Source organism: Afipia massiliensis (genome assembly GCF_001006325.2).
Lineage (GTDB): Bacteria > Pseudomonadota > Alphaproteobacteria > Rhizobiales > Xanthobacteraceae > Afipia > Afipia massiliensis_A.
Genome location: NZ_LBIA02000001.1, coordinates 4,233,030 through 4,257,167 on the forward strand (window position 1 = coordinate 4,233,030; position 24,138 = coordinate 4,257,167).

Annotated in this window: 23 protein-coding genes; 8 read left to right on the forward strand and 15 right to left on the reverse strand. The window is 60.6% G+C overall.

All coding sequences use genetic code 11. The features are described 5' to 3' along the window. Positions 1 to 70: 70 nt before the first annotated feature. The 5 genes from YH63_RS20350 to YH63_RS20370 all read right to left on the reverse strand — a co-directional run bounded on the left by YH63_RS20350 (position 71) and on the right by YH63_RS20370 (position 5,607). Positions 71 to 898 (reverse strand): OmpA/MotB family protein, encoded by an 828-nt coding sequence (locus YH63_RS20350; protein ID WP_046830098.1) that lies wholly within the window; start codon positions 896 to 898, stop codon positions 71 to 73. 29 nt (positions 899 to 927) lie between these two features. Beyond that, positions 928 to 1,701 carry a motility protein A gene (locus YH63_RS20355; RefSeq protein ID WP_046830099.1) on the reverse strand — a complete coding sequence of 258 codons (774 nt, stop codon included), beginning with the start codon at positions 1,699 to 1,701 and terminating at the stop codon, positions 928 to 930. A gap of 244 nt (positions 1,702 to 1,945) precedes the next feature. Then, the gene (gene pssA / locus YH63_RS20360) at positions 1,946 to 2,821 is read right to left on the reverse strand and encodes a CDP-diacylglycerol--serine O-phosphatidyltransferase (protein WP_433995123.1); all 876 of its coding nucleotides are present in this window, start codon (positions 2,819 to 2,821) and stop codon (positions 1,946 to 1,948) included. Positions 2,822 to 2,900: 79 nt separating this feature from the next. Beyond that, complete coding sequence (locus YH63_RS20365; protein ID WP_046830101.1) at positions 2,901 to 3,599, reverse strand: phosphatidylserine decarboxylase; 699 nt, start codon at positions 3,597 to 3,599, stop codon at positions 2,901 to 2,903. 34 nt (positions 3,600 to 3,633) lie between these two features. Further along, the gene (locus YH63_RS20370) at positions 3,634 to 5,607 is read right to left on the reverse strand and encodes an ABCB family ABC transporter ATP-binding protein/permease (RefSeq protein WP_046830102.1); all 1,974 of its coding nucleotides are present in this window, start codon (positions 5,605 to 5,607) and stop codon (positions 3,634 to 3,636) included. Positions 5,608 to 5,822: 215 nt separating this feature from the next. On the opposite strand from YH63_RS20370, the gene YH63_RS20375 reads away from it, so the two are divergent. After that, a complete protein-coding gene (locus tag YH63_RS20375) occupies positions 5,823 to 6,428 on the forward strand; it encodes a TIGR00730 family Rossman fold protein (protein WP_046830103.1) in 606 nt (201 codons plus the stop codon). Between the two features lie 10 nt (positions 6,429 to 6,438). On the opposite strand, the gene YH63_RS20380 is transcribed toward YH63_RS20375, so the two are convergent. The 4 genes from YH63_RS20380 to cysS all read right to left on the reverse strand — a co-directional run bounded on the left by YH63_RS20380 (position 6,439) and on the right by cysS (position 10,532). Then, complete coding sequence (locus YH63_RS20380; protein ID WP_046830104.1) at positions 6,439 to 6,831, reverse strand: VOC family protein; 393 nt, start codon at positions 6,829 to 6,831, stop codon at positions 6,439 to 6,441. A 27-nt stretch (positions 6,832 to 6,858) separates the two neighbouring features. Continuing rightward, the gene (cimA, locus tag YH63_RS20385) at positions 6,859 to 8,457 is read right to left on the reverse strand and encodes a citramalate synthase (protein ID WP_046830105.1); all 1,599 of its coding nucleotides are present in this window, start codon (positions 8,455 to 8,457) and stop codon (positions 6,859 to 6,861) included. Continuing rightward, positions 8,454 to 8,978: a GNAT family N-acetyltransferase gene (locus YH63_RS20390; protein WP_046830106.1), complete on the reverse strand. Its 525-nt coding sequence runs from the start codon at positions 8,976 to 8,978 to the stop codon at positions 8,454 to 8,456. Before YH63_RS20390 ends, cimA begins: the two co-directional genes overlap by 4 nt. Positions 8,979 to 9,092: 114 nt before the next feature. Further along, positions 9,093 to 10,532, reverse strand: a complete 1,440-nt coding sequence (gene cysS, locus YH63_RS20395) for a cysteine--tRNA ligase (protein ID WP_046830107.1) — start codon at positions 10,530 to 10,532, stop codon at positions 9,093 to 9,095. A gap of 290 nt (positions 10,533 to 10,822) precedes the next feature. Here cysS and YH63_RS20400 point away from each other — a divergent pair, with 290 nt between their 5' ends. Then, positions 10,823 to 11,122, forward strand: a complete 300-nt coding sequence (locus YH63_RS20400) for a hypothetical protein (protein WP_046830108.1) — start codon at positions 10,823 to 10,825, stop codon at positions 11,120 to 11,122. A gap of 147 nt (positions 11,123 to 11,269) precedes the next feature. Further along, a complete protein-coding gene (locus YH63_RS20405; protein WP_046830109.1) occupies positions 11,270 to 12,385 on the forward strand; it encodes a DUF2865 domain-containing protein in 1,116 nt (371 codons plus the stop codon). Positions 12,386 to 12,392: 7 nt separating this feature from the next. Here the strand turns inward: YH63_RS20405 and YH63_RS20410 are convergent, their stop codons facing one another. The 6 genes from YH63_RS20410 to rpiA form a co-directional block, all read right to left on the reverse strand. After that, the gene (locus YH63_RS20410) at positions 12,393 to 14,144 is read right to left on the reverse strand and encodes an NAD+ synthase (RefSeq protein WP_046830110.1); all 1,752 of its coding nucleotides are present in this window, start codon (positions 14,142 to 14,144) and stop codon (positions 12,393 to 12,395) included. Positions 14,145 to 14,199: 55 nt separating this feature from the next. Next, on the reverse strand, positions 14,200 to 14,568 hold the full coding sequence (locus tag YH63_RS20415) for a diacylglycerol kinase (RefSeq protein ID WP_046830111.1): 369 nt from the start codon (positions 14,566 to 14,568) through the stop codon (positions 14,200 to 14,202). Further along, on the reverse strand, positions 14,568 to 15,956 hold the full coding sequence (locus tag YH63_RS20420; RefSeq protein WP_046830112.1) for a class II 3-deoxy-7-phosphoheptulonate synthase: 1,389 nt from the start codon (positions 15,954 to 15,956) through the stop codon (positions 14,568 to 14,570). Before YH63_RS20420 ends, YH63_RS20415 begins: the two co-directional genes overlap by 1 nt. 194 nt (positions 15,957 to 16,150) lie before the next feature. Then, the gene (gene gor / locus YH63_RS20425; RefSeq protein WP_046830113.1) at positions 16,151 to 17,536 is read right to left on the reverse strand and encodes a glutathione-disulfide reductase; all 1,386 of its coding nucleotides are present in this window, start codon (positions 17,534 to 17,536) and stop codon (positions 16,151 to 16,153) included. 17 nt (positions 17,537 to 17,553) lie between these two features. After that, complete coding sequence (locus tag YH63_RS20430; protein ID WP_046830114.1) at positions 17,554 to 18,060, reverse strand: DUF2059 domain-containing protein; 507 nt, start codon at positions 18,058 to 18,060, stop codon at positions 17,554 to 17,556. A gap of 11 nt (positions 18,061 to 18,071) precedes the next feature. Beyond that, positions 18,072 to 18,782 carry a ribose-5-phosphate isomerase RpiA gene (gene rpiA / locus YH63_RS20435; RefSeq protein ID WP_046830329.1) on the reverse strand — a complete coding sequence of 237 codons (711 nt, stop codon included), beginning with the start codon at positions 18,780 to 18,782 and terminating at the stop codon, positions 18,072 to 18,074. A 164-nt stretch (positions 18,783 to 18,946) separates the two neighbouring features. On the opposite strand from rpiA, the gene YH63_RS20440 reads away from it, so the two are divergent. From YH63_RS20440 to YH63_RS20460, 5 genes are all read left to right on the forward strand, one after another. Next, positions 18,947 to 19,633: an HAD hydrolase-like protein gene (locus YH63_RS20440; protein ID WP_046830115.1), complete on the forward strand. Its 687-nt coding sequence runs from the start codon at positions 18,947 to 18,949 to the stop codon at positions 19,631 to 19,633. Positions 19,634 to 19,784: 151 nt separating this feature from the next. Beyond that, on the forward strand, positions 19,785 to 20,234 hold the full coding sequence (locus YH63_RS20445) for a PEGA domain-containing protein (protein WP_046830116.1): 450 nt from the start codon (positions 19,785 to 19,787) through the stop codon (positions 20,232 to 20,234). Between the two features lie 134 nt (positions 20,235 to 20,368). After that, on the forward strand, positions 20,369 to 21,382 hold the full coding sequence (gene moaA, locus YH63_RS20450) for a GTP 3',8-cyclase MoaA (protein ID WP_137325259.1): 1,014 nt from the start codon (positions 20,369 to 20,371) through the stop codon (positions 21,380 to 21,382). 234 nt (positions 21,383 to 21,616) lie between these two features. After that, positions 21,617 to 22,213, forward strand: coding sequence for a TRAP transporter small permease subunit (locus tag YH63_RS20455; protein WP_046830118.1), 597 nt, complete (start codon positions 21,617 to 21,619; stop codon positions 22,211 to 22,213). A gap of 40 nt (positions 22,214 to 22,253) precedes the next feature. After that, entirely contained in the window at positions 22,254 to 24,098 is a 1,845-nt protein-coding gene (locus YH63_RS20460; RefSeq protein WP_046830119.1) for a TRAP transporter large permease, read from the forward strand. Positions 24,099 to 24,138: the final 40 nt, after the last annotated feature.

The following is a 24,138-nucleotide window of genomic DNA, read 5'->3' on the forward strand; positions in this document are numbered from 1 at the left end:
CCCGATGTCTACTGCGACAGGAAGCCGGAACCCGGAACATACCGCTAAATGGTACAATAATACAGTCCGATCAAGGCTTGAGGTTCGGAGGCAGCGGCGGATCCTCCCTCATCAACGTAATGGTCACACGGCGGTTTGCGGCCAGCGAGGGATCGTCCGGAAACAATGGCTGGGTATCCGCTTTGCCAGAGACAGAGAACACGTGCGAGGCCGGCAACCCCTCCTGTTCAAGGATCTGGCGGACAACATTGGCGCGGTCCGCAGACAGATCAAAACCGTCGTATCCGGATCGCGTGGGCATGAAGCCCGCAGAGGTGTGGCCGACGATGGCCACACGCAGCGGCGTCGCCTTCAGCGGCGAGGCAAGTTTTTGAAGCAGGCGGCGGGTTCGCTCCAGCGGCTGCTTCGAGCCATCGGCAAACATCGAGCGGCCATCCTGATCGACGATTTCGAGATTGAGCCCCTGCTTGGTTTCCTCGAACAGGATGTGCTTGGACAACTCGGAGATTTCCGGCAAGTCCTGCAGCGCCTGGCGCAGCGAGGCCGACGCGAGCGCAAATTCGCGGTCGGTCTTCATGCGCGCGCCGGCAGTCTTGTGCTTGTCTTCCTGATCCGGCGTCGGATTGTTCGACGCCTCGTCCGGCGGAACGTGGGCCGTGTTCTTCAGCCGCGCGCGGGTCGGAAGCCCGTCCGACTCGATAATGCCGGAGAAGCGAGATTGCGTCTGAACGCCGAATGCGTCGCGCATCGATCCGGCGACGATCTTCAGCTTGTCGGAGTCCTGATTGGAGAACGCCACAAGCATCACGAAATAGCTCAACAGAAGAGCCATCAGGTCGGCGAAGGTCACGAACCAGCCGTGACCTCCATGCTCTTCTGCGCGCTTTTTCTTGGCCATCCCGGTGGATCCGTTTCCGCAGCCGTCGTTTAAGCCGGAACCGGCTCACCCTCTTCGTGACGATGTTTTTCCGGCAGGTAGGCCAGCAGCATTTCACGGACGAGTGTTGGAGATTTCGCATCACGGATCATCAGGATTCCGTCGATGATCAGCGTGCGATTGGTCTCCTCATCGAGCACCTTGACGTGCAGCTTGTCTGCGATCGGCAGACAGACGAGGTTCGCAACCAGCGCGCCGTACAGTGTTGCCAGCAGTGCCACCGCCATGAATGGCCCCAGCTTGGACGGGTCCGACATGTTGGAGAACATCTGCACCATGCCGAGCAACGTACCGATCATGCCGAATGCAGGCGCGCAATCTCCAATCGCGCGATAGATCTTCGAACCCTCGGTAAGGTGCATCAGGAAGTTGTCGCGATCGCGCTCGAGATTGTCTCGAATAAACTCAAGATCGTAGCCATCCGCGATGTAACGAATGCCCTTGGCCAGGAACGGATCGTCAGCTTCGATTTTCTCAAGGCCGACCGGCCCCTGCTTTCGGGCAACTTCCGCGATCCGGGCCAGCTCATCAACAAGATCGCGCGCGGTCAGGCGGCTCAGTGTGAACGCGTATTTTGCGCCAAGCGGCATGCCGTGAATGATCGCGGAAAGCGGAAAACGGATCAGGGTCGCGGCGAACGATCCGCCGAAAATAATAATGACGGCATGAATGTCGTAAAACATCCGGAAATCGCCGCCCATCAGAACCAGGGTGCAAAGCACCGCAATGCCCACGAGCAGACCGATACTTGTGGCGATATCCATGAGAACTCCGACGCAACTCAACGGCGCACTCGTTCTGAGGGCGCATCGAAACCCTAGCGTCGGGGCCATTAAGGTCGGGTAAAGGTTATCGAATTGATGCGCAGCCGCGGTGAGATTGTCGGCGGAAACAGCCGCAAGCGGTCAAATGGTAGCGATCGGGATCGATAACGGCACCGCGCGCAACATCAATCTGAACAAATTTCAGGAAATCATTAACCATACGACCGCGCGTGGCAGCCTGCGATTAGTTCAGACGCGGCGGGCGATTCTCTTCGACAGGATCAACCGGCACGTTGAAATCCGGTGCTGTGGAGCTCGCATGGCCCGGTTCGCTTGCCGCCGCGGCTTCGCGGGCGCGTCGCTCATGCGCGCGATACGACATCCAGCCGATGGGAAGACTAAGCAGATACAACAGCGAGCCACCGGTCAGAAGCTGCCACGGATAGCTGATCAGCACAGCGATGAACAACACGACAAGCACGACCACCGGCAGCACCATGTCCGGAGCGATCTTGCCGCCGATCATCTTGCCGGAGAACACGGGCAACCGCGACACCATCAAGAACGCGATCGATAAGGTGAATACCGCCGTGATCGGGGCCGGCAACTGCGGCGCGCCGATAAATACCAGGTACATCGGCAGCAACACGCAAAGCGCGCCCAGCGGAGCCGGTACGCCCGTGAAATAGTTAGCCGCGAACGGTGGCTTGTTCGGGTCGTCCATAGTGGCGTTGAAGCGAGCCAGTCGCAAACCGCCGCTGATCGCGAAGATCATCGCCGCGATCCAGCCGACGTTCTTCAAATCATGTAACTGCCAGAAATACAGGATGAGCGCGGGCGCAACGCCGAAATTGACGAAATCCGCGAGGCTGTCGAGTTCGGCGCCGAAACGGGACTGGCCCTTGATCATGCGTGCCACGCGGCCATCGATGCCGTCCAGGATCGCCGCGAACACGATCGCCGCGAGGGCGAGTTCATTGCGGCCTTCGATGGACAGCCGGATCGCAGTCAGTCCGGCGCAGATCGCCAGCAACGTGATGACGTTGGGCACCAGCATCCGGATCGGAATCTGGCGAAACCGGCGGCGGCGCAGGTCGGGCGTTCTGGGATCGGGAAGCATGGCCATGGGACCTTATATAACAAGCCCCACCCTGCGTCGCCATTGTGGCGAAAAGCCTGCCGGATGATCGCAGGCTTGGTTAATCCACGCGGTAGCTCCGCCCGCCGTCGCCCAGCTTGAAATCGGCCAGCACGGTTTCACCGGCGATGGCAGTCTGGCCCTCCGATACAAGGGCTTTGGCGCCCTCGGGAAGGAAGACGTCGAGCCGCGAGCCGAAGCGGATCAGCCCGAACCGCTCGCCTGCCCCAAGGACCTGTCCTTCCTTGACGAAGGACACGATACGCCGGGCCACCAGACCCGCGATCTGGATCACCCCGATCCGGCCCGCCGGCGTGGAGATGACCAGCGAATTGCGCTCGTTGTCCTCGCTGGCCTTGTCGAGATCGGCGTTCAGAAACTTGCCGGGCCGGTACGCAATGCGATCAATGCGGCCTGCCACCGGGCTGCGGTTCACGTGGCAGTTGAACACGCTCATGAAGATCGAGATGCGCGGCAGTGGCTTGTCGCCAAGGCCGAGTTCCGCCGGCGGCACCGCCTGCACCACCATCGACACCCGGCCGTCGGCCGGCGACACCACGATGCCCTCGCGCACCGGTGTGACGCGCACCGGGTCGCGGAAGAACAACGCGCACCACACCGTCAATCCGCATCCGATCCAGCCGAGTGGCGTCCAGATCCAGAACAGGATCAGGCTGGCGAAGGCGAAAGCCCCGATGAAGGGATAGCCTTCCGGATGAACCGGGGGGATTTGCGCGCGAATGGAATTGACGACGGACATGAGTTCAAAGACCTGCGTTTAATGTGACCCAAAACTATTCGGCGGCGGCGGGCGTGACCAGCGGATCGTCGACCGGCGGCGGCGCGCGATTGGGCGCGATGTTCTCGTCGGCCATCATGGCCAGCTTTTCCCGCGCTTCCTGAGCCTCACGTTGCCTGTTCCACATGCTCGCGTAAAGGCCATTTGCCGCCAGAAGCTGTGAGTGGGTGCCGCGTTCGGAAATGCGTCCCTGATCCAGCACGATAATTTCGTCCGCGCCAACGATCGTGGACAGCCGGTGAGCAATCACCAGCGACGTTCGGCCGCGCGCGACTTTCTCCAGCTGATCCTGGATCTCCCGTTCGGTGTGACTGTCGAGCGCGGACGTAGCCTCATCCAGCACCAGAATCGGCGGCCCCTTCAGGATGGTCCGGGCGATCGCAACGCGCTGCTTTTCGCCGCCGGACAATTTCAGCCCGCGTTCGCCGACCTCGGTCTCGTAACCGTGCGGCGACATGCGAATGAAGCCGTCGATCTGAGCCATCGCCGCCGCAGCCTCCACTTCCGCGTCGGTCGCATCCCAGCGCCCATAACGGATGTTGTAGCGAATGGTGTCGTTGAACAGCACAGTGTCCTGCGGCACCATGCCAATGGATGCGCGCAGGGACGACTGCGTGATGTCGCGGATATTCTGGCCGTCGATGGTGATCTTGCCGCCGCTGACGTCGTACAGCCGGAACAGCAATCGGGAGATTGTCGACTTTCCCGCGCCCGAGGGGCCGACAATAGCCACGGTCTTGCCTGCGGGCACCTCGAACGAGAGCCCTTTCAGGATCGGCCGCTCCGGATCGTAAGAGAATTGCACATCTTCGAAACGAACCGTGCCGGCAGAAATCTGCAGTGGCTCCGCGCCCGGGATGTCTTTCACCTCCGGATTGCGCGACAGCACGCCGAACATCTTTTCAATGTCGATGATCGCCTGCTTGATCTCGCGATACACCATGCCCATGAAATTCAGCGGCTGATAAAGCTGGATCATCATGGCGTTGATCATGACGAAATCGCCGACCGTGTTGGTGCCGTTGCGGATGCCGACGGCGCACATCATCATGGTTGCGGTCAGGCCGAAGGTGAAGATCACCGCCTGCCCCGTATTCAGCACCGCGAGCGACGTATAGGTGTGAACGCTGGCGCGCTCGAACCGCTCGATGGATTTGTCATAGCGCTGCGCTTCACGCTGTTCCGCGCTAAAGTATTTCACGGTTTCATAGTTGAGCAGCGAGTCGATCGCCTTGGTATTCGCCTCGGTGTCGGATTCATTCATCCTGCGGCGGATGTCGATCCGCCATTCCGTCGCGTAGTAGGTGAAGGCCATGTAGATCACGACGGTGATGAACGTCACCAATACGTAACGCCAGTCGAATTGCCACAACAGCACGCCCATCATCAGCGCAAGCTCGACGATGGTCGGTGCGAGTTGAAGGATGACCATGCGCACCATGGTCTCGATGCCGGTTCGGCCACGCTCCAGCACACGTGTCAGACCGCCGGTCTTGCGCTCAAGGTGAAACCGCAGCGACAATTCATGCATGTGCACGAAGGTGAGAAAGGCCAGCTTGCGCACCGCATGCATCGCCACTTTGGCGAAAAGGCCGTCGCGCCATTGCGTCAGCACCATCATGATGATGCGGATGGCGCCATAACTGAGTGTCATGATCAGAGGCGACGCGATCAGCCACAACATCCAGTTCGAGGACTGAACCGGCGCGGTGTCCGCGCCCGTCAGGGCATCAACGGCCCACTTGAATGTGAACGGGACGAACAGTGTCGCCGCCTTAGCAACGAGCAGCAGTACCATCGACCAGACGACACGCATCTTGAGGTCGTCTCGGTCACCCGGCCAGATATACGGCCACAGATGGGCGAGCGTTCCGAAGAGCGTTGCTTTCTCGGCATTCAAATCAGCAGGCGCCGGCGGCTTGGCGTCGTCCGACACCTCGTCAGGCGGGGCAGGATAGAGGTCGGCCATTAAACGTCAGTCGCCTTAAGGCCAAACGGAGCCTGATGCTGCGCGGGGCGCCTGTTCATGATTGCGGTCATGGCCATCATATAAAGCGTTTGCGCGGTTTTCGCACCCTTCCCCATCGATTCTTTTCCCCAAAACCGCCGATTTGGAGAACTATCCACCTTGCACTGCGAGACACACGCCTTGAAGATGTCGCAACAAATCGCCAAATAACCGGTATGAATACAATTAAGAACGTTTGCGTCTATTGCGGTTCCGGTCCCGGTACCAATCCCGAATTCGTCAAAGCGGCCACAGCTTTCGGCAAGACCCTCGCCCAGAATGGCGTAGGCCTCGTCTATGGCGGCGGGTCGATCGGCCTGATGGGTGCGGTCGCGGCCGGTGCGCTCGACCACGGCGGCAAGGTCACGGGCATCATCCCGACGTTTTTGACGAAACGGGAGCATGTGCTGAAAGACGCGCAGGAGGTTATCGTCACCAAGGACATGCACGAGCGCAAGCAATTGATGTTCGAGCACTCCGATGCCTTCGTGGCGTTTCCCGGCGGCGTCGGCACCCTGGAAGAACTGGTCGAGCAAATGACGTGGTCGCAGCTCGGCCGTCACAGCAAGCCGATCCTGCTCGCCAACATTGACGACTTCTGGAATCCCCTGCTCGTACTGATTGATCACATGAAGCAGACAGAATTCATCCGCGCGAACCTGTGGGTGGATGTGCTGACCGCTGATCGGGTCGAGGACATTCTCCCGACCCTTCAGAAGGTAGCCGCGCAGGTGCCCGAAGCCGCCAAGCTGATGGACGATCAGGTCGCGAGCCGGCTGTAAGCCCGTCGGCTCACGCCGCCGGTTGACCGCCCTTCAGAAACGTCACCACCTCGATGCGGTTTCCGTCGGGATCGGTGACGAACGCCGCGTAGTAGCTCGGGTGATATTCCGGACGCGGCCCCGGCGCACCGTCGGAACGGCCGCCCGCTTTGAGCGCTGCGGCATGAAAGGCGTCAATCTCTGCGGCACTTCTCGCACGCAGGCAAATGTGCGTGCCGCTTTCCGGCGGCACCGGTGACATGCCCGCACGAAGATTGATCCAGAACTCCGGATAGGTTTTTCCAAAGCCGATCGTTGCCGACCGCCGGATCAATCTGGTCAGTCCTAATGGAGCGAATGCCGCTTCGTAGAATTTTGCGGCCCGCTCGAGATCTGCAACGCCCACCGAGACGTGATCAATCATTGAGCCCCTTCCCGCTTTCGGGATCAGCTATGCCGGCGCGTTCGATTTCACCAGCTTGTAGACGACCGAGTCCATCAGCGCCTGAAACGAGGCATCTATGATGTTGGGCGACACGCCGACCGTGGTCCAGCGCTCGCCGGCCTCATCCTCGCTTTCGATCAGCACGCGCGTGACCGCCTCGGTGCCGCCATTGAGGATACGCACGCGGTAATCGACCAGCCTAAGGCCCTCAATGTACCTCTGATACTTGCCGAGATCCTTGCGCAGCGCGACATCGAGCGCGTTCACGGGGCCGTTGCCTTCCGCCGCCGAGATCAGCATTTCGCCGGCAACATCGACTTTCACCACCGCCATCGCCACGGTGACACGTTGGGCCAGTGCGTTGTAACGCTGCTCGACATTGACGTCGAACTGCACAACACGGAAATAATCCGGGACCTTGCCGAGCGTTCGCCGCGCCAGCAGATCAAACGAAGCGTCCGCGGACTCATACGCGTAACCCGCGGCCTCCTTCTCCTTCATTTCCTCGACCAGACGCGTCAGCTTCGGATCGTTCTTGTCGAACGGAATACCGGCGCGTTCCAGTTCGGCGATGACGTTGGAGCGCCCCGCCTGATCGGAAACCAGAACCTTGCGGTGATTGCCGATCGCTTCGGGGGCAACATGCTCGTAGGTCTGCGGATCCTTCAGCACCGCCGAGGCATGGATGCCCGTCTTGGTGACGAAGGCGCTCTCGCCGACATACGGCGCATGGCGATCCGGCGCGCGGTTGAGAATGTCATCCAGCGCACGCGAGGCATGGACCAGCGTTGCGAGCTTTTCCTGCGACACGCCGATCTCGAACTTGTCGGCAAATTCCTTCTTCAGCTTCAGTGTCGGGATCAGCGAGCAGAGATTGGCATTGCCGCAGCGTTCGCCAAGCCCGTTCAGCGTGCCCTGAATCTGCCGGGCGCCCGCGCGCACAGCGGCCAGCGAATTCGCCACCGCCTGCTCGGTGTCGTTATGGGTATGGATCCCGACGTGATCGCCGGGGATATGCTTGACCACCTCGCCGACAATGGCCTCGATTTCGTTTGGCATCGTCCCGCCGTTGGTGTCGCACAGCACCACCCAGCGCGCACCGGACTCATACGCAGCCTTGGCGCAGGCTAAGGCGAACTGCGGATTCTCCTTGTAGCCGTCGAAGAAGTGCTCGCAATCAAGCATGACCTCGCGGCCCGCCGCTTTGGCGGCGCCAACGCTGTCGCGGATCGAGGCGAGGTTTTCCTCGTTGGTGGTCTCTAGCGCCACCCGCACCTGATACTCGGACGACTTCGCCACAAAGCAGATTGCGTCGGCCTTGGCTTCGATCAAAGCCGCAAGGCCCGGATCGTTCGATGCCGAGCGGCCAGGACGGCGCGTCATGCCAAAGGCGGTGAATTTCGCATGCTCGAACTTCGGCTTGGCTGCAAAAAATTCGGTATCGGACGGATTTGCGCCCGGATAGCCACCCTCGATATAATCGATGCCGAGATCGTCGAGCATGTCGGCGATGATCCGCTTGTCGTGCAACGTGAAGTCGACGCCGTTGGTCTGCGCGCCGTCGCGCAAAGTGGTGTCGAACAGATAGAGGCGCTCGCGGCTCATGATGGCCTTCCCGGCATTTCGCCTCGCGGCGCATCGCCGCCCAGTGACTTTTTCATTGTCGTATTGGCAAGCCATTCGTCGCCGACCGACACCGTATTGCGTTGCTGGCTTGTGTAGCCGCGCTTGACGAAGAACGGTTCGGCGGTGTCGCTGGCTTCGACTGTCAGCGCCGTTGCCCCTCGCGCTCCGGCTAGTTTCTCAAGCGCATCGCAAAGCGACGTCGCAACGCCCTGCCGCGCGAAACCCGGCAGCACGTAAAGAAGATCGAGATGATCCTTGCCTTTCAGCGAGGCAAAGCCGACCGGCGAGCTTTCGATGGTTGCAACCAGCGTGAGCTGACCGGCGAGACGTTTTCCGAATTTCTCTTCATCCTCGGCAGCGCCTGCCCATGCCTCGCGCTGCGCATCCGAATAGTCTTCCTCGGCAAGCTCATCGATACTGGCGACGAAGATCGCCGCGAGCACCGGGGTGTCTTGGGGGAGAAACGGCCGCAGGCCGACTTTGGGCATAGATTGTCCCATCGGACTAAAAAGCTCCAAACAGCTTGAGCGCGATCACGACCGCAGCCACGATCACGACCCACTTCAACACGATGTAGTAGCGCCAGTGCTTTGGAAACGGCGTGTCCGGCTTGGTCATCGCGCGATCTCCCATGTAGTCACGGGGTTGCCGTCGGCATCCTTGCCGTCCTTAATCGCAACACCCATCGCAGCAAGCTCATCGCGGATACGGTCGGACTCTTTGAAATCCTTTCGGGCGCGGGCGGCAGTGCGTGCGGCGAGCGACACTTCGACCTTGGCTTCATCAACCAAAATTACTTGAGGATCACTTTCTAGATACTCACGCTTGGTTCGACCAAGCAACCCAAGAATCATAGCAGATGATTTTAGGTTGCGCTTTAGATCAAGCTGCGCCTTCCCAGAAGCAGCACCACGAGCCTCCAGAGCAATTGCATGCAGACGCGCAATTGCGTTCGAAATATTCAAATCGTCGAGAAGCGCATCATGCAAAACTGCATCAATGTCACCACAAGGCTCGGTATCGTCTCCGATTACGTCGTACCAATAGTCGATAGCCTTCTTGCTTACGCCAAGCGCTTCAACCGTCCAATCAATGGGAGACCGATAGTGTGTCCTCAGCATAGCGAGGCGCAGTACCTCTCCATCCCACTTCCGCCCGCCAAACTTATCCGTCGCCAATAACTCATTGATCGTGACGAAATTGCCGAGGCTCTTCGACATCTTCTCGCCTTCGACCTGAAGGAAGCCGTTGTGCATCCAGACATTCGCCATGCGCTCTTCGTGAAAGGCACAGCATGATTGCGCGAGTTCGTTCTCGTGATGTGGAAACACGAGATCGATGCCGCCGCCATGAATGTCGAACTGCTCGCCTAGATGCTTCCACGCCATCGCCGAGCATTCGATATGCCAGCCCGGACGCCCCTCGGCCTTGATGCCGGCTGGAGACGGCCACGACGGTTCGCCCGGCTTCGACGGCTTCCACAGCACGAAATCCATCGCGTCGTGCTTGTAGGGCGCAACGTCGACGCGCGCGCCTGCCAGCATCTCGTCAAGCGATCGGCGCGCGAGCTTTCCGTAGTTCGGATCGGACGCCACCTTGAACAGGACGTGGTCCTGCTCGGCATAGGCATTTCCGTTGGCGATCAGCTTTTCGATGATCTCCCGCATCTCGGCGATATGCTCGGTCGCGCGCGGTTCGACCGTCGGCCGCAGGCAGCCCAGCGCATCCACATCGGCATGAAACTGCTTTTCAGTCTGCTCGGTGACCTTGCGGATCGCCTCGTTCAGCGGAAGCCCCGGGAAATCCCGCGCCGCGCGATCGTTGATCTTGTCATCGACGTCGGTGATGTTGCGGACATACTTGACGTGATCCGCGCCGTAGACATGCCGCAGCAACCGGAACAGCACGTCGAAGACGATGACCGGACGCGCGTTCCCGATATGCGCGAAGTCATAGACCGTCGGCCCGCACACATACATGCGCACGTCTTTGGGATCGAGCGGCCGGAACGGCTGCTTCTCCTTGGTCAGCGTGTCGTAGAGCTTTAGCTCCATGGAAATAGAATCCCTTGCCTTGCGGCCGGGTCGTCCCATGATCTCGATTGAGAAAAGACGGCTCCAGCCAGCGAATCGCTAGCTAATAATCTCGCGGCAAATGCCGAAAATGGAGACAGAACCGTTCATGGGCCGCACAATGGTCCAGCCGGGGTAACCGCGTCAAGGTCACACTCCAAGGATTTCGGCTTCCATAGGGCTGGCTGCCACGGAATCGCCGTCCTTAATCATTCTTAACCGTTCGGGCTTATTGATGGAGGCGCCTGTGCTTCTCCCGAACTGGTGCCACCATGCGATTCCTGTTCACACTGACTGCCTGCGTATCTCTGATGGCTGCGGCCGAGACCCGCGCCGACAGCCGTGTTTTCATCATCGCCAACCAGCCGGACGGCTACGGCGTCGACGAGTGTCTGGCCAAGGGTGAAAAATGCGGAGCCCCTGCTGCGCGGGCCTACTGCCAATCGCGGGATTTCGCGCAGGCCACCGGTTACCGCCGCATCGATCCCGACGAGGTGACGGGCGCAATCCCGGCATCCACCGGCACAACCGGAAGTCATGGCGAGTTTGTCGCGATCACCTGCCATCGCTGAAGCAGGCCATCCCAGTTCCATGGGGCTTCTTTTCGTCACGATTCCCTGCCTTATCTTCGTCCCTGAATCGACGTGACCTTGCCGCCGGAAGCTAGTATGTGAGCGTCCGTCGACCGCGCCGCGGTCAGCCAGCCGGATCGGGACAGCTTGCCGAATTCTTCGTTTCTGCGATGGACTTTTGCCAGCGCTGCGCTTGTGAGCGCGGCGATGCTGACCCATGGCGCCACGGCACAGCAGGGATTTTCGCCGCCGCCGGGCCAGCCCGGGGCTGCCAACCCCATCTGCCAGCGGCTCGTAGGCCAGTTATCGGCAGTTGACGGTGGCGGTGGCGACAGCGCCAAGGCGGACCAGATACAGCGTTATGTAGAGGCCCAGAGCCGGCAACAGTCCGAGCTGGAGCGAGTACAGGATCAGGCCAAGCGGCAGGGCTGCGACAGTTCGGGGTTTTTCTCGCTGTTCAGCGGCCAGTCCGCGCAATGCGGGCCGATCAACACGCGTATTCAGCAGATGCGGTCCAACCTGGACCAGATCACCAACAATCTTGAACGATTGCGCGGCGGCGGGTTCGGCGGTTCGGAGCGCGAGAACCAGCGCCGCTCTGTGCTGATGGCGCTCGCGCAGAACAATTGCGGTCCGCAATACGCAGCTCAGTTGCGCAACAGCGGTGGCGGCGGCTTCCTCGAGAACCTGTTCGGCGGCAATAACAATACCGGCGCGCCGATCGACAACGGGGCAGCCTCAGGCACCTACCGAACAGTCTGTGCGCGAAGCTGCGATGGCTTTTATTTCCCGATCTCTTTCGCCACCGTGCCGGGCCGCTTTGCGGACGACGAACGCACCTGCAAGGCACTCTGCCCCGCCGCGGACGCGACGCTCTACAGCTATCGCAATCCCGGCGAAGACATGAACCAGGCGGTGTCGGTCAACGGCCAGCCGTACGCTCAGTCCCCGAACGCATTCAAGTATCGCCAGGCGTTCGACAAGTCGTGCAGTTGCAAGGCCGTGGGCCAGACGTGGTCCGACGCGCTGAAGAACATCGACGACAAGGCCACTGCCGCCCAGCAGGGCGACATCATCGTGACCGATGAGAGCTCGAAGAAGATGTCGCAGCCAAAAGCTCCGGCACCGGCCCAGAAGAAAGCGGGCTCCGTCGCAACGCCGACGAACGCGCAACCGTTGCCGACTGGCGCACCGGCTGCACCCGCCGATTCCGGCGACAAGCCGATCCGCTCGGTCGGGCCGACGTTTATCCCCGCACGCTAAGGCTGGCTCAGCCCTCGAAAGCTTCCGCCGAGCCGCGGCTGGATCGCGTCACCAGCGAATGATCAGGCGCGGACGGCTCCGTCCCGGTGTCCCGGAATTTATTGATGATCGGATAACGACGGTCGCGGCCAAAATTCTTGCGCGTCACCTTCACGCCGGGTGCTGCCTGACGGCGCTTGTATTCGGCGATATTCAACAGCCGGTCGATGCGCGTGACGGTCTCCCGATCGAACCCCTCCGCGATGATCGAGGCAAGCGGCTCCTCGCGTTCGACCAATCTCTCCAGAATGGCGTCCAGCACATCGTAAGGCGGCAGCGAATCCTGATCGGTCTGGTTCTCGCGCAATTCCGCCGTCGGCGGACGCGTGATAATATTCGGCGGAATGACCTCGCCGGACGGACCAAAGGCGCCCTCGGGCTTCCATGAATTGCGCAACGTCGAAAGCCGAAACACTTCCGTCTTGTAGATATCCTTGATCGGATTGTAGCCGCCGTTCATGTCGCCATAGAGCGTAGCGTAGCCGACCGACATTTCCGACTTGTTGCCGGTGGTCACCAGCATCGAACCGAACTTGTTGGAAATCGCCATCAGCAGCACGCCGCGCGTGCGCGCCTGCAGGTTTTCCTCGGTGACATCACGTTCACGCCCCGCGAATGCCGGCTTCAGGATTTCCTCAAACCCTTGCACCGCCGCCGCGATTGGCAGCACCTCGTACTTGATGCCGAGTTGTTTCGCGAGCTTTGCCGCGTCGTCCAGCGATTCCTGCGCCGTAAACCGAAACGGCAGCATCACGCCGCGCACCTTGTCCGCGCCGAGTGCGTCCACAGCAATGGCCGCGCACAAGGCGGAATCGATACCGCCGGACACACCGAGCAGCACACCTGGGAAACCGGTCTTGCCGACATAATCCCGCAAACCCAGCACACAGGCTGCATAGTCGCCCCTGTCGCCGTCTAGCACCGGCGTGACCGGCCCCTTGCAGCTCCAGCCGCCCTCACCCTTGGTCCAGCGTACCGTCGTGATGTCTTCCACGAACCCCGGCAACTGGAAGGCCAGCGAGCGATCCGCGTTCAGCGCGAAAGACGAACCGTCGAACACCAGTTCGTCCTGCCCGCCGATCTGGTTGAGATAGATCAGCGGCAGTCCGCTCTCAGCCACACGGGCAACAGAGACCGACAACCGCATGTCGTTCTTCTCGCGCGTATAAGGCGAGCCATTCGGTACGATCAGGATTTCCGCGCCGGTCTCCGCAAGGCACTCGACGACGTTTTCGTAGTCTTCGGACTCTTCCATCCATGTGTCTTCACAGATGGGCACACCGACCCGCACACCGCGGATCGTGACCGGGCCGGACACCGGCCCACGCGCAAACACCCGCTTCTCGTCGAAAACACCGTAATTCGGAAGGTTGACCTTGAACCGCAGCGCTGCGATCCGGCCGTCGTCGAGCAGCGCGCAGGCGTTATAGAGTTTGCCGTCCTCGACCCATGGTGTGCCGATCAGTACCGCCGGTCCGCCATCGGAGGTTTCCCGCGCCAGCGCCTCAACCTCGGCGCGGCATGCTACCTGAAACGCCGGCTTGAGCACCAAGTCTTCCGGCGGATAGCCCGCCATGAACAATTCAGGCAACACCAGCAGATCGGCGCGATCGGCTTTCGCCCGCGAGCGGGCTGCACGGGCCTTGGCAGCGTTGCCCGTGACGTCGCCGACGACGGGATTGAGCTGCGCGAGCGTGATCGTGAACTGGGATTTGGTCATGATCGCTTTTAGCCCGCCGACTGCAGCATCCGCAATTGCTCAATATGAGCACAATTCAGATGAGACCTATGCGTTCGGCGATCGCAAACAGCCAGAAAATGCCCGCGATCAGTAGCATCACGGCGACTGCCGCTGATCCCATGTCCTTGACGCGGCCGATCTGGGGATCGTGGTCGGTCGTGAGACGGTCGGCGAGCTTTTCGATGGCGGTGTTCAGGAGTTCGACCACCATCAGCAGTAGCACGACCATCACAAGTTCAAGACGTCGCGCCGGCGTGACGCCAATCAGCCATGCCAGCGGGATCGCCAGCAGGAGCGCAATCAACTCTTCGCGGAAGGCCTGTTCGGAACGGAAGGCAAATGCCAATCCGTTCCGGCTGTTGATCGTGGCGCGGCACATCCGCGACAGCACCACTCGCACCATCAGAACCCCGCGACGGCCGGCATCGGCTTCACCTTACCCGCGCGCTCCTGCTTGAGAAGCTCGGCGATCAGGAAAGCCATGTCGATCGATTGCTCGGCGTTCAGGCGCGGATCGCAGACCGTGTGATAGCGGTCGTTGAGGTCCTCATCAGTAATCGCGCGCGCGCCGCCGATGCATTCGGTGACGTCCTGCCCAGTCATTTCCAGATGGACGCCGCCGGCATGGGTGCCTTCCGCGGCATGGATCGTGAAGAACGACTTCACCTCTGACAGCACACGATCGAACGGCCGGGTCTTGTAGCCGGACGTGGACGTGATGGTGTTGCCGTGCATCGGATCGCACGACCAGACCACGACGCGGCCTTCCCGCTGCACAGCGCGGATCAACTGCGGCAGGTGAGCATCAACCTTGTCCGAACCGAAACGATTGATCAGCGTCAGCCGGCCCGGCTCGTTGTCGGGGTTGAGGACGTCGATCAGCTTGATCAGTTCATCCGGCTTCAGCGACGGGCCGCACTTCAGGCCGATCGGGTTCTTGATGCCCCGGAAGTATTCGATGTGGCCATGATCGAGCTGGCGGGTGCGGTCACCGATCCAGATCATGTGACCCGTGGTCGCGTACCAGTCGCCCGTCGTGGAATCGACGCGCGTGAACGCCTGCTCGTAGCCGAGCAGCAGCGCCTCGTGGCTGGTGTAGAAGTCGGTCGCGCGCAGTTCCGGATGGCTCTCGAGATCGAGGCCGCAGGCGCGCATGAAATTCAGCGCCTCGGAAATGCGGTCGGCCAGTTCCTTGTAACGACGAGACTGCGGCGAATCCTTCACGAAGCCGAGCATCCACTGATGCACGCTGCCCAAGTTGGCGAAGCCGCCGGTTGCGAACGCGCGCAGCAGGTTCAGCGTTGCCGCCGACTGCCGGTACGCCATTAGCTGGCGTTGCGGATCTGGAATGCGCGCCTCTTTCGTGAAAGCCATGTCGTTGACGATGTCACCGCGATAGCTGGGCAACTCGACATCGCCCTGCTTTTCCATCGGTGAAGAGCGCGGCTTGGCGAACTGTCCGGCGATGCGGCCGACCTTCACCACCGGCAGCGCGCCGGCATAGGTCAGGACCACCGCCATCTGCAGCAGCACCCGGAAGAAATCGCGGATGTTGTTCGCGCCGTGTTCGGCAAAGCTCTCGGCGCAGTCGCCGCCCTGCAGCAGGAAGGCTTCGCCGGCCGCGACGCGGGCCAGCGATTTCTTCAGGTTGCGCGCTTCACCTGCAAAAACCAGCGGTGGAAACGTTGCAAGCTGCGCCTCGACATCGGCCAACGCTTTCGCATCGGGATAATCCGGCACTTGCATAACTGGCTTCTTGCGCCAGCTGTCGGGCGTCCACCGCTCGGACATGACTGAAACTCCTCAGGAAACGACAATCGCGTGATAGCGCCGGGTTATACACAGGTGGTCCCGGTCTTGCCAGTTGCAAATCGGCATGACGGATCAGGGACTTGCCGGCTCAGACAAGGCTGCCTTGGCGGGTACTGTACCGGTTTTGGCTGAATTTCCGGGCCGGCCGTTTGGTTCAGCCAGACCCGGGCCAGCTATTCCGCGGCCTGGCGGACGTGGCGTGCGCTTGGGGTGCGCAAGGTCACGAGTTCTTCAGCCGCGGTCGGATGGACCGCGATGGTGGCGTCGAAGTCAGCTTTGGTCGCCTTCATTTTCACGGCGATGCCGACAATCTGAATCAGTTCGCCCGCCTCCGGCCCCACGATATGGCAGCCGAGGATGCGGTCGGTCGAGGCATCGACGATCAGCTTCATCATGATCCGGGATTCGCTTCCCGACAGTGTCGATTTCAGCGAACGGAAATCGGTCTTGTAGATATCGACGTGGGTATATTGCGCCCGCGCCTCAGCTTCGTTGAGCCCCACTGTGCCCACCTCAGGCTGCGTAAAGACTGCGGTTGGAATGTCCGCATGGTCGACGCGGGTTGGTCGTTTGCCGAACACCGTGTCAGCGAACGCGTGCCCTTCGCGGATCGCGACGGGCGTCAGGTTGAGCCGATGCGTAACATCGCCCACCGCATAGATGTGCGGGACATTGGTCTGCGAAAATCCGTCAACCGCGATCCCGCCATTGACCGGGTTCAGCGCAACGCCAGCCTTCTCCAGCCCAAGTCCCTTGATATTCGGGTGTCTCCCGACTGCAAACATCACCTGATCGGCGGCAACACTCGATCCGCTCGACAGATGCGCCGTGAAAGCTTCACCGTGCTTGTCGACTTTGGTGACGACGCAGCCGGTCAGCACTGTGATGCCGGATTTTTCCATTTCGTTGCGCACATGCTTTCGCACGTCGTCATCGAAACCGCGCAGGATGTTCTCGCCGCGATAGATCACGGTCACATCCGCACCAAGACCGGCGAAGATGCAGGCGAATTCCAGCGCGATGTAACCCCCGCCCTGAATCACGATCCGCTTCGGAAACGTCGTAAGGTGAAACACCTCGTTGGAGGAGATCACATGCTCGATGCCTGGAATGGCTTCGCCATGGTTCGGCGCGCCGCCCGTGGCAATGAGGATATATTTTGCCCTAACGGTTTCGCCTGTCGAAAGGCGCAGCGTGTGTGCGTCCTCGAACGTCGCGCGCGCTTTTAGAATTTTGGCGCCGGCCTTTTCGACATTGAACGTATAGGCCGCCTCGAGCCGGGCAATTTCCCGATCCTTGTTGGCGATCAGGGTCGGCCAGTCGAAGGTTGCGGGCGGGATGGTCCAGCCGAAGCCCGCAGCGTCATCCAGTTCGTGGCGAACATGGGATGCGTAGACCATCAGCTTCTTGGGCACGCAGCCGCGAATCACGCAGGTGCCGCCCATGCGGTATTCCTCGGCGACCAAAACGCTTGCACCGTAGCCGGCGGCAATCCGGGCAGCGCGTACGCCGCCCGAGCCACCGCCGATCACGAACAGATCAACGTCGAAGTCCGCCATAGGAATTCCGATCGTGCTTAAATTTCCTTGCCGCGCTTCTTCATTTCAGCACGAAACTTGCCGTTGATTTCTTCGCCGAATTTCTGCGCCCACTGATCCATATATTGGCGCGCTGTGTTGAATGCCACCGGCTCCTGCGCGATCACCTTGACGCCGAGCGGCGACTTGTAGAACGCGGCCAGCTCCTTCAGCTCCTGCTCGGTGAAGGCGGTGGCGTAAATCCGCGCCATTTCCTCGCCGATTTCCTTTTCGCGGCCCGCGAGGTCCTTCGCGACCTGGACAGCGACTTCGTTGAGGTCCTTCTGGTAGTTCAGGTTCGACTGCAACAGCACATCCTTGGTCCGCTGCACGAGACCCGGGACCGCGCCCTGATAGATCATGCTGACATTCTTGGACGTCAGGATGTCCTTGGCATAGCCGAGGGCAGCGGCGGATGGCGGCTTCGAAGCCTGCGCCATCGCGCTACCCACCATCAGGACAAGCGCCGCGCCGGCCGCGAGCAACACGTTCGAAAACTTCTTCATTTCAATTCTCCTCAATTGCGGCGCGAGGGCCGTTCAACAACGCGAATACCCTCGGGGCCAGCGAGCACAGCCGTCCGCGCGAGTCCGATAAACAAACCGTGTTCGACCACGCCCGGAATCGAATTCAGTGACACTGCCAATCTGGCGGAATCCGGTATTTGCCCAAGGCGGGCATCGATAATCCAGTGGCCGCCATCGGTGACGAAAGCATGGCCGTCTTTGGCCTTACGAATATCCATTTGGCCGGAAACGTTATTTTCCGCAAAGGCCGCCTCGATGGCCCGGCGCGTCGCGCCGAGGCCGAACGGAACGACTTCGATCGGCAGCGGAAAGCGCCCTAGGGTTTTGACCCACTTGGACTCGTCTGCGATCACAATCATCCGGTCAGAGGCCGCCGCGACGATCTTCTCGCGCAGCAGGGCCCCGCCTCCGCCCTTGATGAGTTCAAGATTGGGATCAATTTCGTCGGCGCCATCCACGGTGAGATCGAGTCGGTCGACCTCCTCCAGCGTGGTCAGTGGTACTCCGCAGCGCTCGGCGTCGGCTCGTGTCGCTTCCGAGGTCGGAACGCCAATAACCTTTAGGCCCGCCTGCACACGTTCGCCGAGCAGTTCGACGAAGTGCTTGGCGGTGGAACCGGTGCCGAGCCCAAGCTTCATGCCGTCCCGCACCTGCTCAACCGCACGTGCTGCAGCCTGTCTTTTCAGATCGTCCATCGACATCATCGCCCTCGACGTTCCGTTCCCATGGAACGCGAGGCATATAGCGCGGTTTCCGCAGCGGTGGATACGGCCTTGCGGCGGAAAAAGCCGCCGAAAGGGGCCGGCATAAGACCAATTCCACTGCAGGTCTTGCATGATCGCGCCCCGCCCGTTAGCGATCCGCCATGGCCATTCCACCCCTTATCGTCTTCGATCTCGACGGCACCCTCGTCGATACCGCGCCCGACCTGGTTGGGGCGCTGAACTTCGTGCTTCAACGCGAGGGCCTGCCACTCGTGCCGGTTGCATCAGCGCGCGCTATGATCGGAGCCGGCGCACGCAAGCTGATCGAGCGCGGTCTGGAACTGGAAGGCCGGGTCATGAGCGTCGCGGATGTTGACCGGCTGACCGCCGATTTCATCGCATACTACAAAGACCACATCGCCGACGCGTCGCGCCCGTTCGACGGTCTCCATGCGGCCCTCGACAAGCTCGAAGCACAGGGATTCAGGTTCGCCGTCTGCACCAACAAGCTCGAGGGCCTCTCGAGACTTCTGCTCGACAAGCTGGATATGACCGGGCGATTTGCGACGATCTGCGGGGCCGACACCTTCGGGGTGGCCAAGCCCGATCCTACCATCCTGCGTCAAACCATCGTGCAAGCAGGCGGGGAAGTTTCGCGATCAATCATGGTCGGCGACTCCGGGCCGGATGTCGGGGTCGCGCGGCGGGCCGGCATTCCGGTGATCGGAGTTGAATTCGGCTACACGGAAATTCCGATTGCCGACCTGAAGCCTGACACTGTCATTGGTCACATGCGGGAACTGCCAAGCGCTGTTACAAACCTTCTGGAACAAGCCGTAACGCGTTGATATTTAATATATTTATACCATCTTGGATTTCAGGCCCGACATTAACCCTCTCTTAACGAATCCGATGCGAACCGTTGCGCGCGCGGAACGACACTTCTAAGGTCCGCGCGGGGACTATGCGGCTACAACCGCATCACATGACGGATGCACCATGCGTATCATTGTTGTTGTCGCGGCGGGTCTTGGCCTCGCGGGCTGCTCATCGTTCTCCATGCCCGACATGTTCAAGTCGACGCCGCCGAGCGCGACGATTCAGCTTGAATCGCTGCCCGCAGGCGCTGAGGCGCGCGCCTCCAGCGGCGAGACATGCAAAACCCCCTGCTCGCTCTCGGTCGTTGCGGCTGAGAATTTCTCTGTGACGTTCTCGCTGCCGAAGTATCAGCCGGAAACAGTCCCGGTTCAGATCATCCGCGACCCAAGTGGCCCCGGCGTCGTCGTCGATCCGAATCCGGTCTATGCTGAGCTACAACCAGCCCTTCCTACCAAGAAAGGCCGGGCAGCCCCTAAAGCCGCGCCAAAAGCCAAAAAGCCACCCGCACCGGCAGCCGCTGAGCCAGCCGAGGAACCGAACTCCCCCTTCCCGCCGCCACCGCGTCGCTGACGGTTTCCTGCGGACAGATTCATTGTGTCCGCAGCCGATCGTCCCTAGATTGTGACTGGCATGCCAAGCCCACAACGGCTTGGCATCTTGCGACAATCAAGGCGCGCTGAATGACCGGATCGCTTCCGAGCTCCATGGCAGAACCCACCACCTCCGCGATGACCGATCCTTTCGGGCGGACGATCAAGTATCTGCGCGTGTCCGTGACCGACCGCTGCGATCTGCGCTGTTTCTATTGCATGTCGGAAGACATGACATTCCTGCCGAAATCGGACCTGCTCTCACTCGAAGAACTCGACCGGCTTTGCTCTGCCTTTATCGCCAAGGGCGTTCGAAAACTGCGCCTGACCGGCGGCGAACCGCTGGTTCGGCGCAACGTGATGTCGCTGGTGCAGTCGCTGTCCCGCCATCTTGATACTGGCGCACTTGACGAGCTGACCCTGACAACCAACGGATCGCAACTCGAGAAGTTTGCTGCCGAGCTCAGGGGGCACGGCGTGCGGCGCATCAATGTCTCGCTCGACACTCTCGACCCCGCGAAGTTCCGCGCCATCACCCGTTGGGGGGACCTCGACAAGGTGCTGCGCGGCATCGAAGCTGCGCGAGCTGCGGGCCTGAAGGTCAAGATTAACGTCGTCGCACTGAAGAACATGAACGAGGACGAGATCCCCTCGCTGATGGAATGGGCGCACGGCAAGGGCATGGACCTCACCCTGATCGAGGTGATGCCGATGGGCGATATCGGCGAAGGACGAATTGACCAGTACCTGCCGCTGTCGTTGCTCCGGGCTCGCCTCGCCACCCGATACACGCTGACCGACCTCGCCGACGACACCGGCGGCCCGGCACGTTACGCTGGCGTTAGCGAGACCGGCGGAAAGCTCGGCTTCATCACGCCGATGACCCACAATTTCTGCGAATCCTGCAACCGGGTTCGCATCACCTGCACCGGGACGCTCCACACCTGTCTCGGCCACGAGGATGCCTCCGACCTGCGCAAACCGCTGCGGGCGTCCAATGACGACACCCTCCTCGCGGCCGCGATCGATCAGGCAATCGGGCTCAAGCCGAAGGGGCACGATTTCATTATCGATCGCCGCCACAATCGGCCGAGCGTCAGCCGGCACATGAGCGTGACCGGCGGCTAGTCCGGTTACGATTGTTTCCCGCACCGGCGGCTTTGCTTGCCAAAAATTTCCGTGCCCTCTGAGCGACGCAACATTCCGCCTTGGAATCAACAAACTTCCAATTGACGGCGGCGTGACACGCTGATTTGGTCGAGCGGCTTTATGCGCCTTCGGCTGTAAAAAGCCGGCATGCCGTCACCCTTCCTGGTCCCGGCAGAGCCAAGCAACGCAAGGGCATATTCGGGAGGATGGGGTTTGCAATCGCTTCTCAAATTGAGCCGCGCGATCGACGCGTTCAATACACTTGTCGGCCGCTGGGTATCGTGGCTGATCGTGCTCGCCGTGATCATTTCGTCGGCGAACGCAACGATCCGCAAGATTTTTGACGTATCGTCGAACGCCTACCTCGAATTGCAGTGGGTTTTGTTCAGCGTCGTGTTCCTGCTCTGCGCACCATGGACGTTGCTGAACGGCGAACACATCAAGATCGACATCATCAATCACAACCTGCCTCTCAAGGTCCGAAGCTGGATTGATATGATCGGGCACGTGTTCTTCCTCGTGCCGTTCTGCATTATCCTGATCTGGACCTCCATTCCGTTCTTCCTGGTTTCCTATCATCAGAACGAACAATCGTTCAGCGCCGGCGGACTGCCGCAGTGGCCGGCGAAATCCCTGATCATGATCGGTCTCACGCTGCTGCTCGTTCAGGCGATATCGGAAATCATCAAGCGCGCCGCCGTGATGCAGGGTCTGCTGCCCGACCCGAACGCACACGCATTGAGTGCACATGAGATCGCCGAGCTTGAAGCCTTGAAGCTGGCGCAAGCCATTACACCCGAAAAACCATGACCGGCGTCGCCGTCACAGCGTTCAACGAGAGAGATTTCTAATGGCGGCTATGTTCATCCACTACATGGCGCCGATCATGTTCGCGTCGCTGGTGCTGTTCCTGCTTCTGGGATATCCGGTCGCATTCTCTCTGGCCGCCAACGGGCTGCTGTTCGCGTTCATCGGCATCGAACTCGGGCTGTTCCGGCCTGACTTCCTCCAGGCGCTTCCTGAGCGCGTCTACGGCGTCATGAACAACGAGACGCTGCTGGCGATCCCGTTCTTTACATTCATGGGGCTGATACTCGAACGATCAGGCATGGCCGAGGATCTGCTCGAAACGATCGGACAATTGTTCGGCAGCATCCGCGGCGGCATCGCCTATGCGGTGATCTTCGTCGGCGCGCTGCTGGCTGCAACCACCGGCGTCGTCGCCGCATCCGTAATTTCGATGGGCCTGATCTCGCTGCCAATCATGTTGCGCTACGGCTACGATCGGCGCGTCGCCACCGGCGTGATCGCCGCCTCCGGCACGCTGGCGCAGATCATTCCGCCATCGCTGGTGCTCATCGTGATGGCCGACCAACTCGGACGATCCGTCGGCGACATGTACGAAGGCGCTTTCATTCCCGGCATTGTGCTTTCGATTCTCTATGCGGTGTACATTTTCCTGGTCGCGACTTTCTATCCGCAGGCAACGCCCGGCCTGCCGCTGGAAGCGCAGACCCTGCGCGAACCCGAAACTGCCAAGCATCCAATCATCATGCCGCTGGCAGCGGTTTCCGCCGCTGCGACCGCCTATTTCTTCGTGGTGAAACTCGGACTGTTCGACTGGACTTCGCCCGTCTTCAACATGATCTCGGAAAATCCGCTGGTGCGGCACGGCTTCTGGTTTGTCGTGATCACCGGACTTTTTGCCAAACCTTTCATTGGCATCATCCGCACGATGACGCTGTCGCTGTTCGTGGTTCTGATCGGCGCTACCGCGATCGCACTCGAAATCATGCAGTTCACCGACGTCAAGGCCGGCGCAGACTATGTTGTGCTGACCATGTCCCTTGTTGTCGCGATGTCGTTCGTGCTCGCCGTCATCAACCGTGTTTCCGGCCTGAAGCTGCTGTCGAAGCTCGCCGAACAGGTCGTGTTCGTGATGGTGCCGCCGCTTGGCCTGATCTTCCTCGTGCTCGGTACGATCTTCATCGGCGTCGCAACGCCGACCGAAGGCGGCGCGATGGGTGCCGCCGGTGCGATGATCCTTGCGATGATGAAACGCCGGTTGAGTTTCGATCTGACGCGGCAGGCTGCGGAATCCACCGCGAAGCTTTCTGCGTTCGTGATCTTCATTCTGGTTGGCGCCCGCGTGTTCTCTCTCACCTTCTACGGCGTCGACGGCCATCGCTGGGTCGAGGAGCTACTTGTCTCGCTGCCCGGCGGCCAGACCGGCTTCCTGATCTTCGTCAACGCTTTCGTCTTCGTCCTCGCGTTCTTCCTCGACTTCTTCGAACTCGCGTTCATCGTCATTCCGCTGCTTGGCCCCGCGGCCGAAAAGCTCGGTATCGACCTGATCTGGTTCGGCGTGATCCTCGGCGTGAACATGCAAACCTCGTTCATGCACCCCCCGTTCGGATTTGCTCTGTTCTACCTGCGCTCCGTGGCACCCAAGGAAGCGTATACCGATCGCCTCAGCGGCAAGCGGATGGAGCCTGTAACCACCGGACAGATCTATTGGGGTTCGGTGCCGTTCGTGATCATCCAGGTCATCATGGTCGGTCTCGTGATCGCCTTCCCCGCCATGGTCATGCATTACAAGGGAGCTTTGTCGACTGTCGATCCGAACAAAGTCGACATCCAGATCCAGCAGCAGGAAATGCCACCGCTCGATTTCGGGCCGCCGAGCAGCAAGTAAGGCCGCGGTCTTTATCTCCTTCCAAGCAAAAATCCCGGCC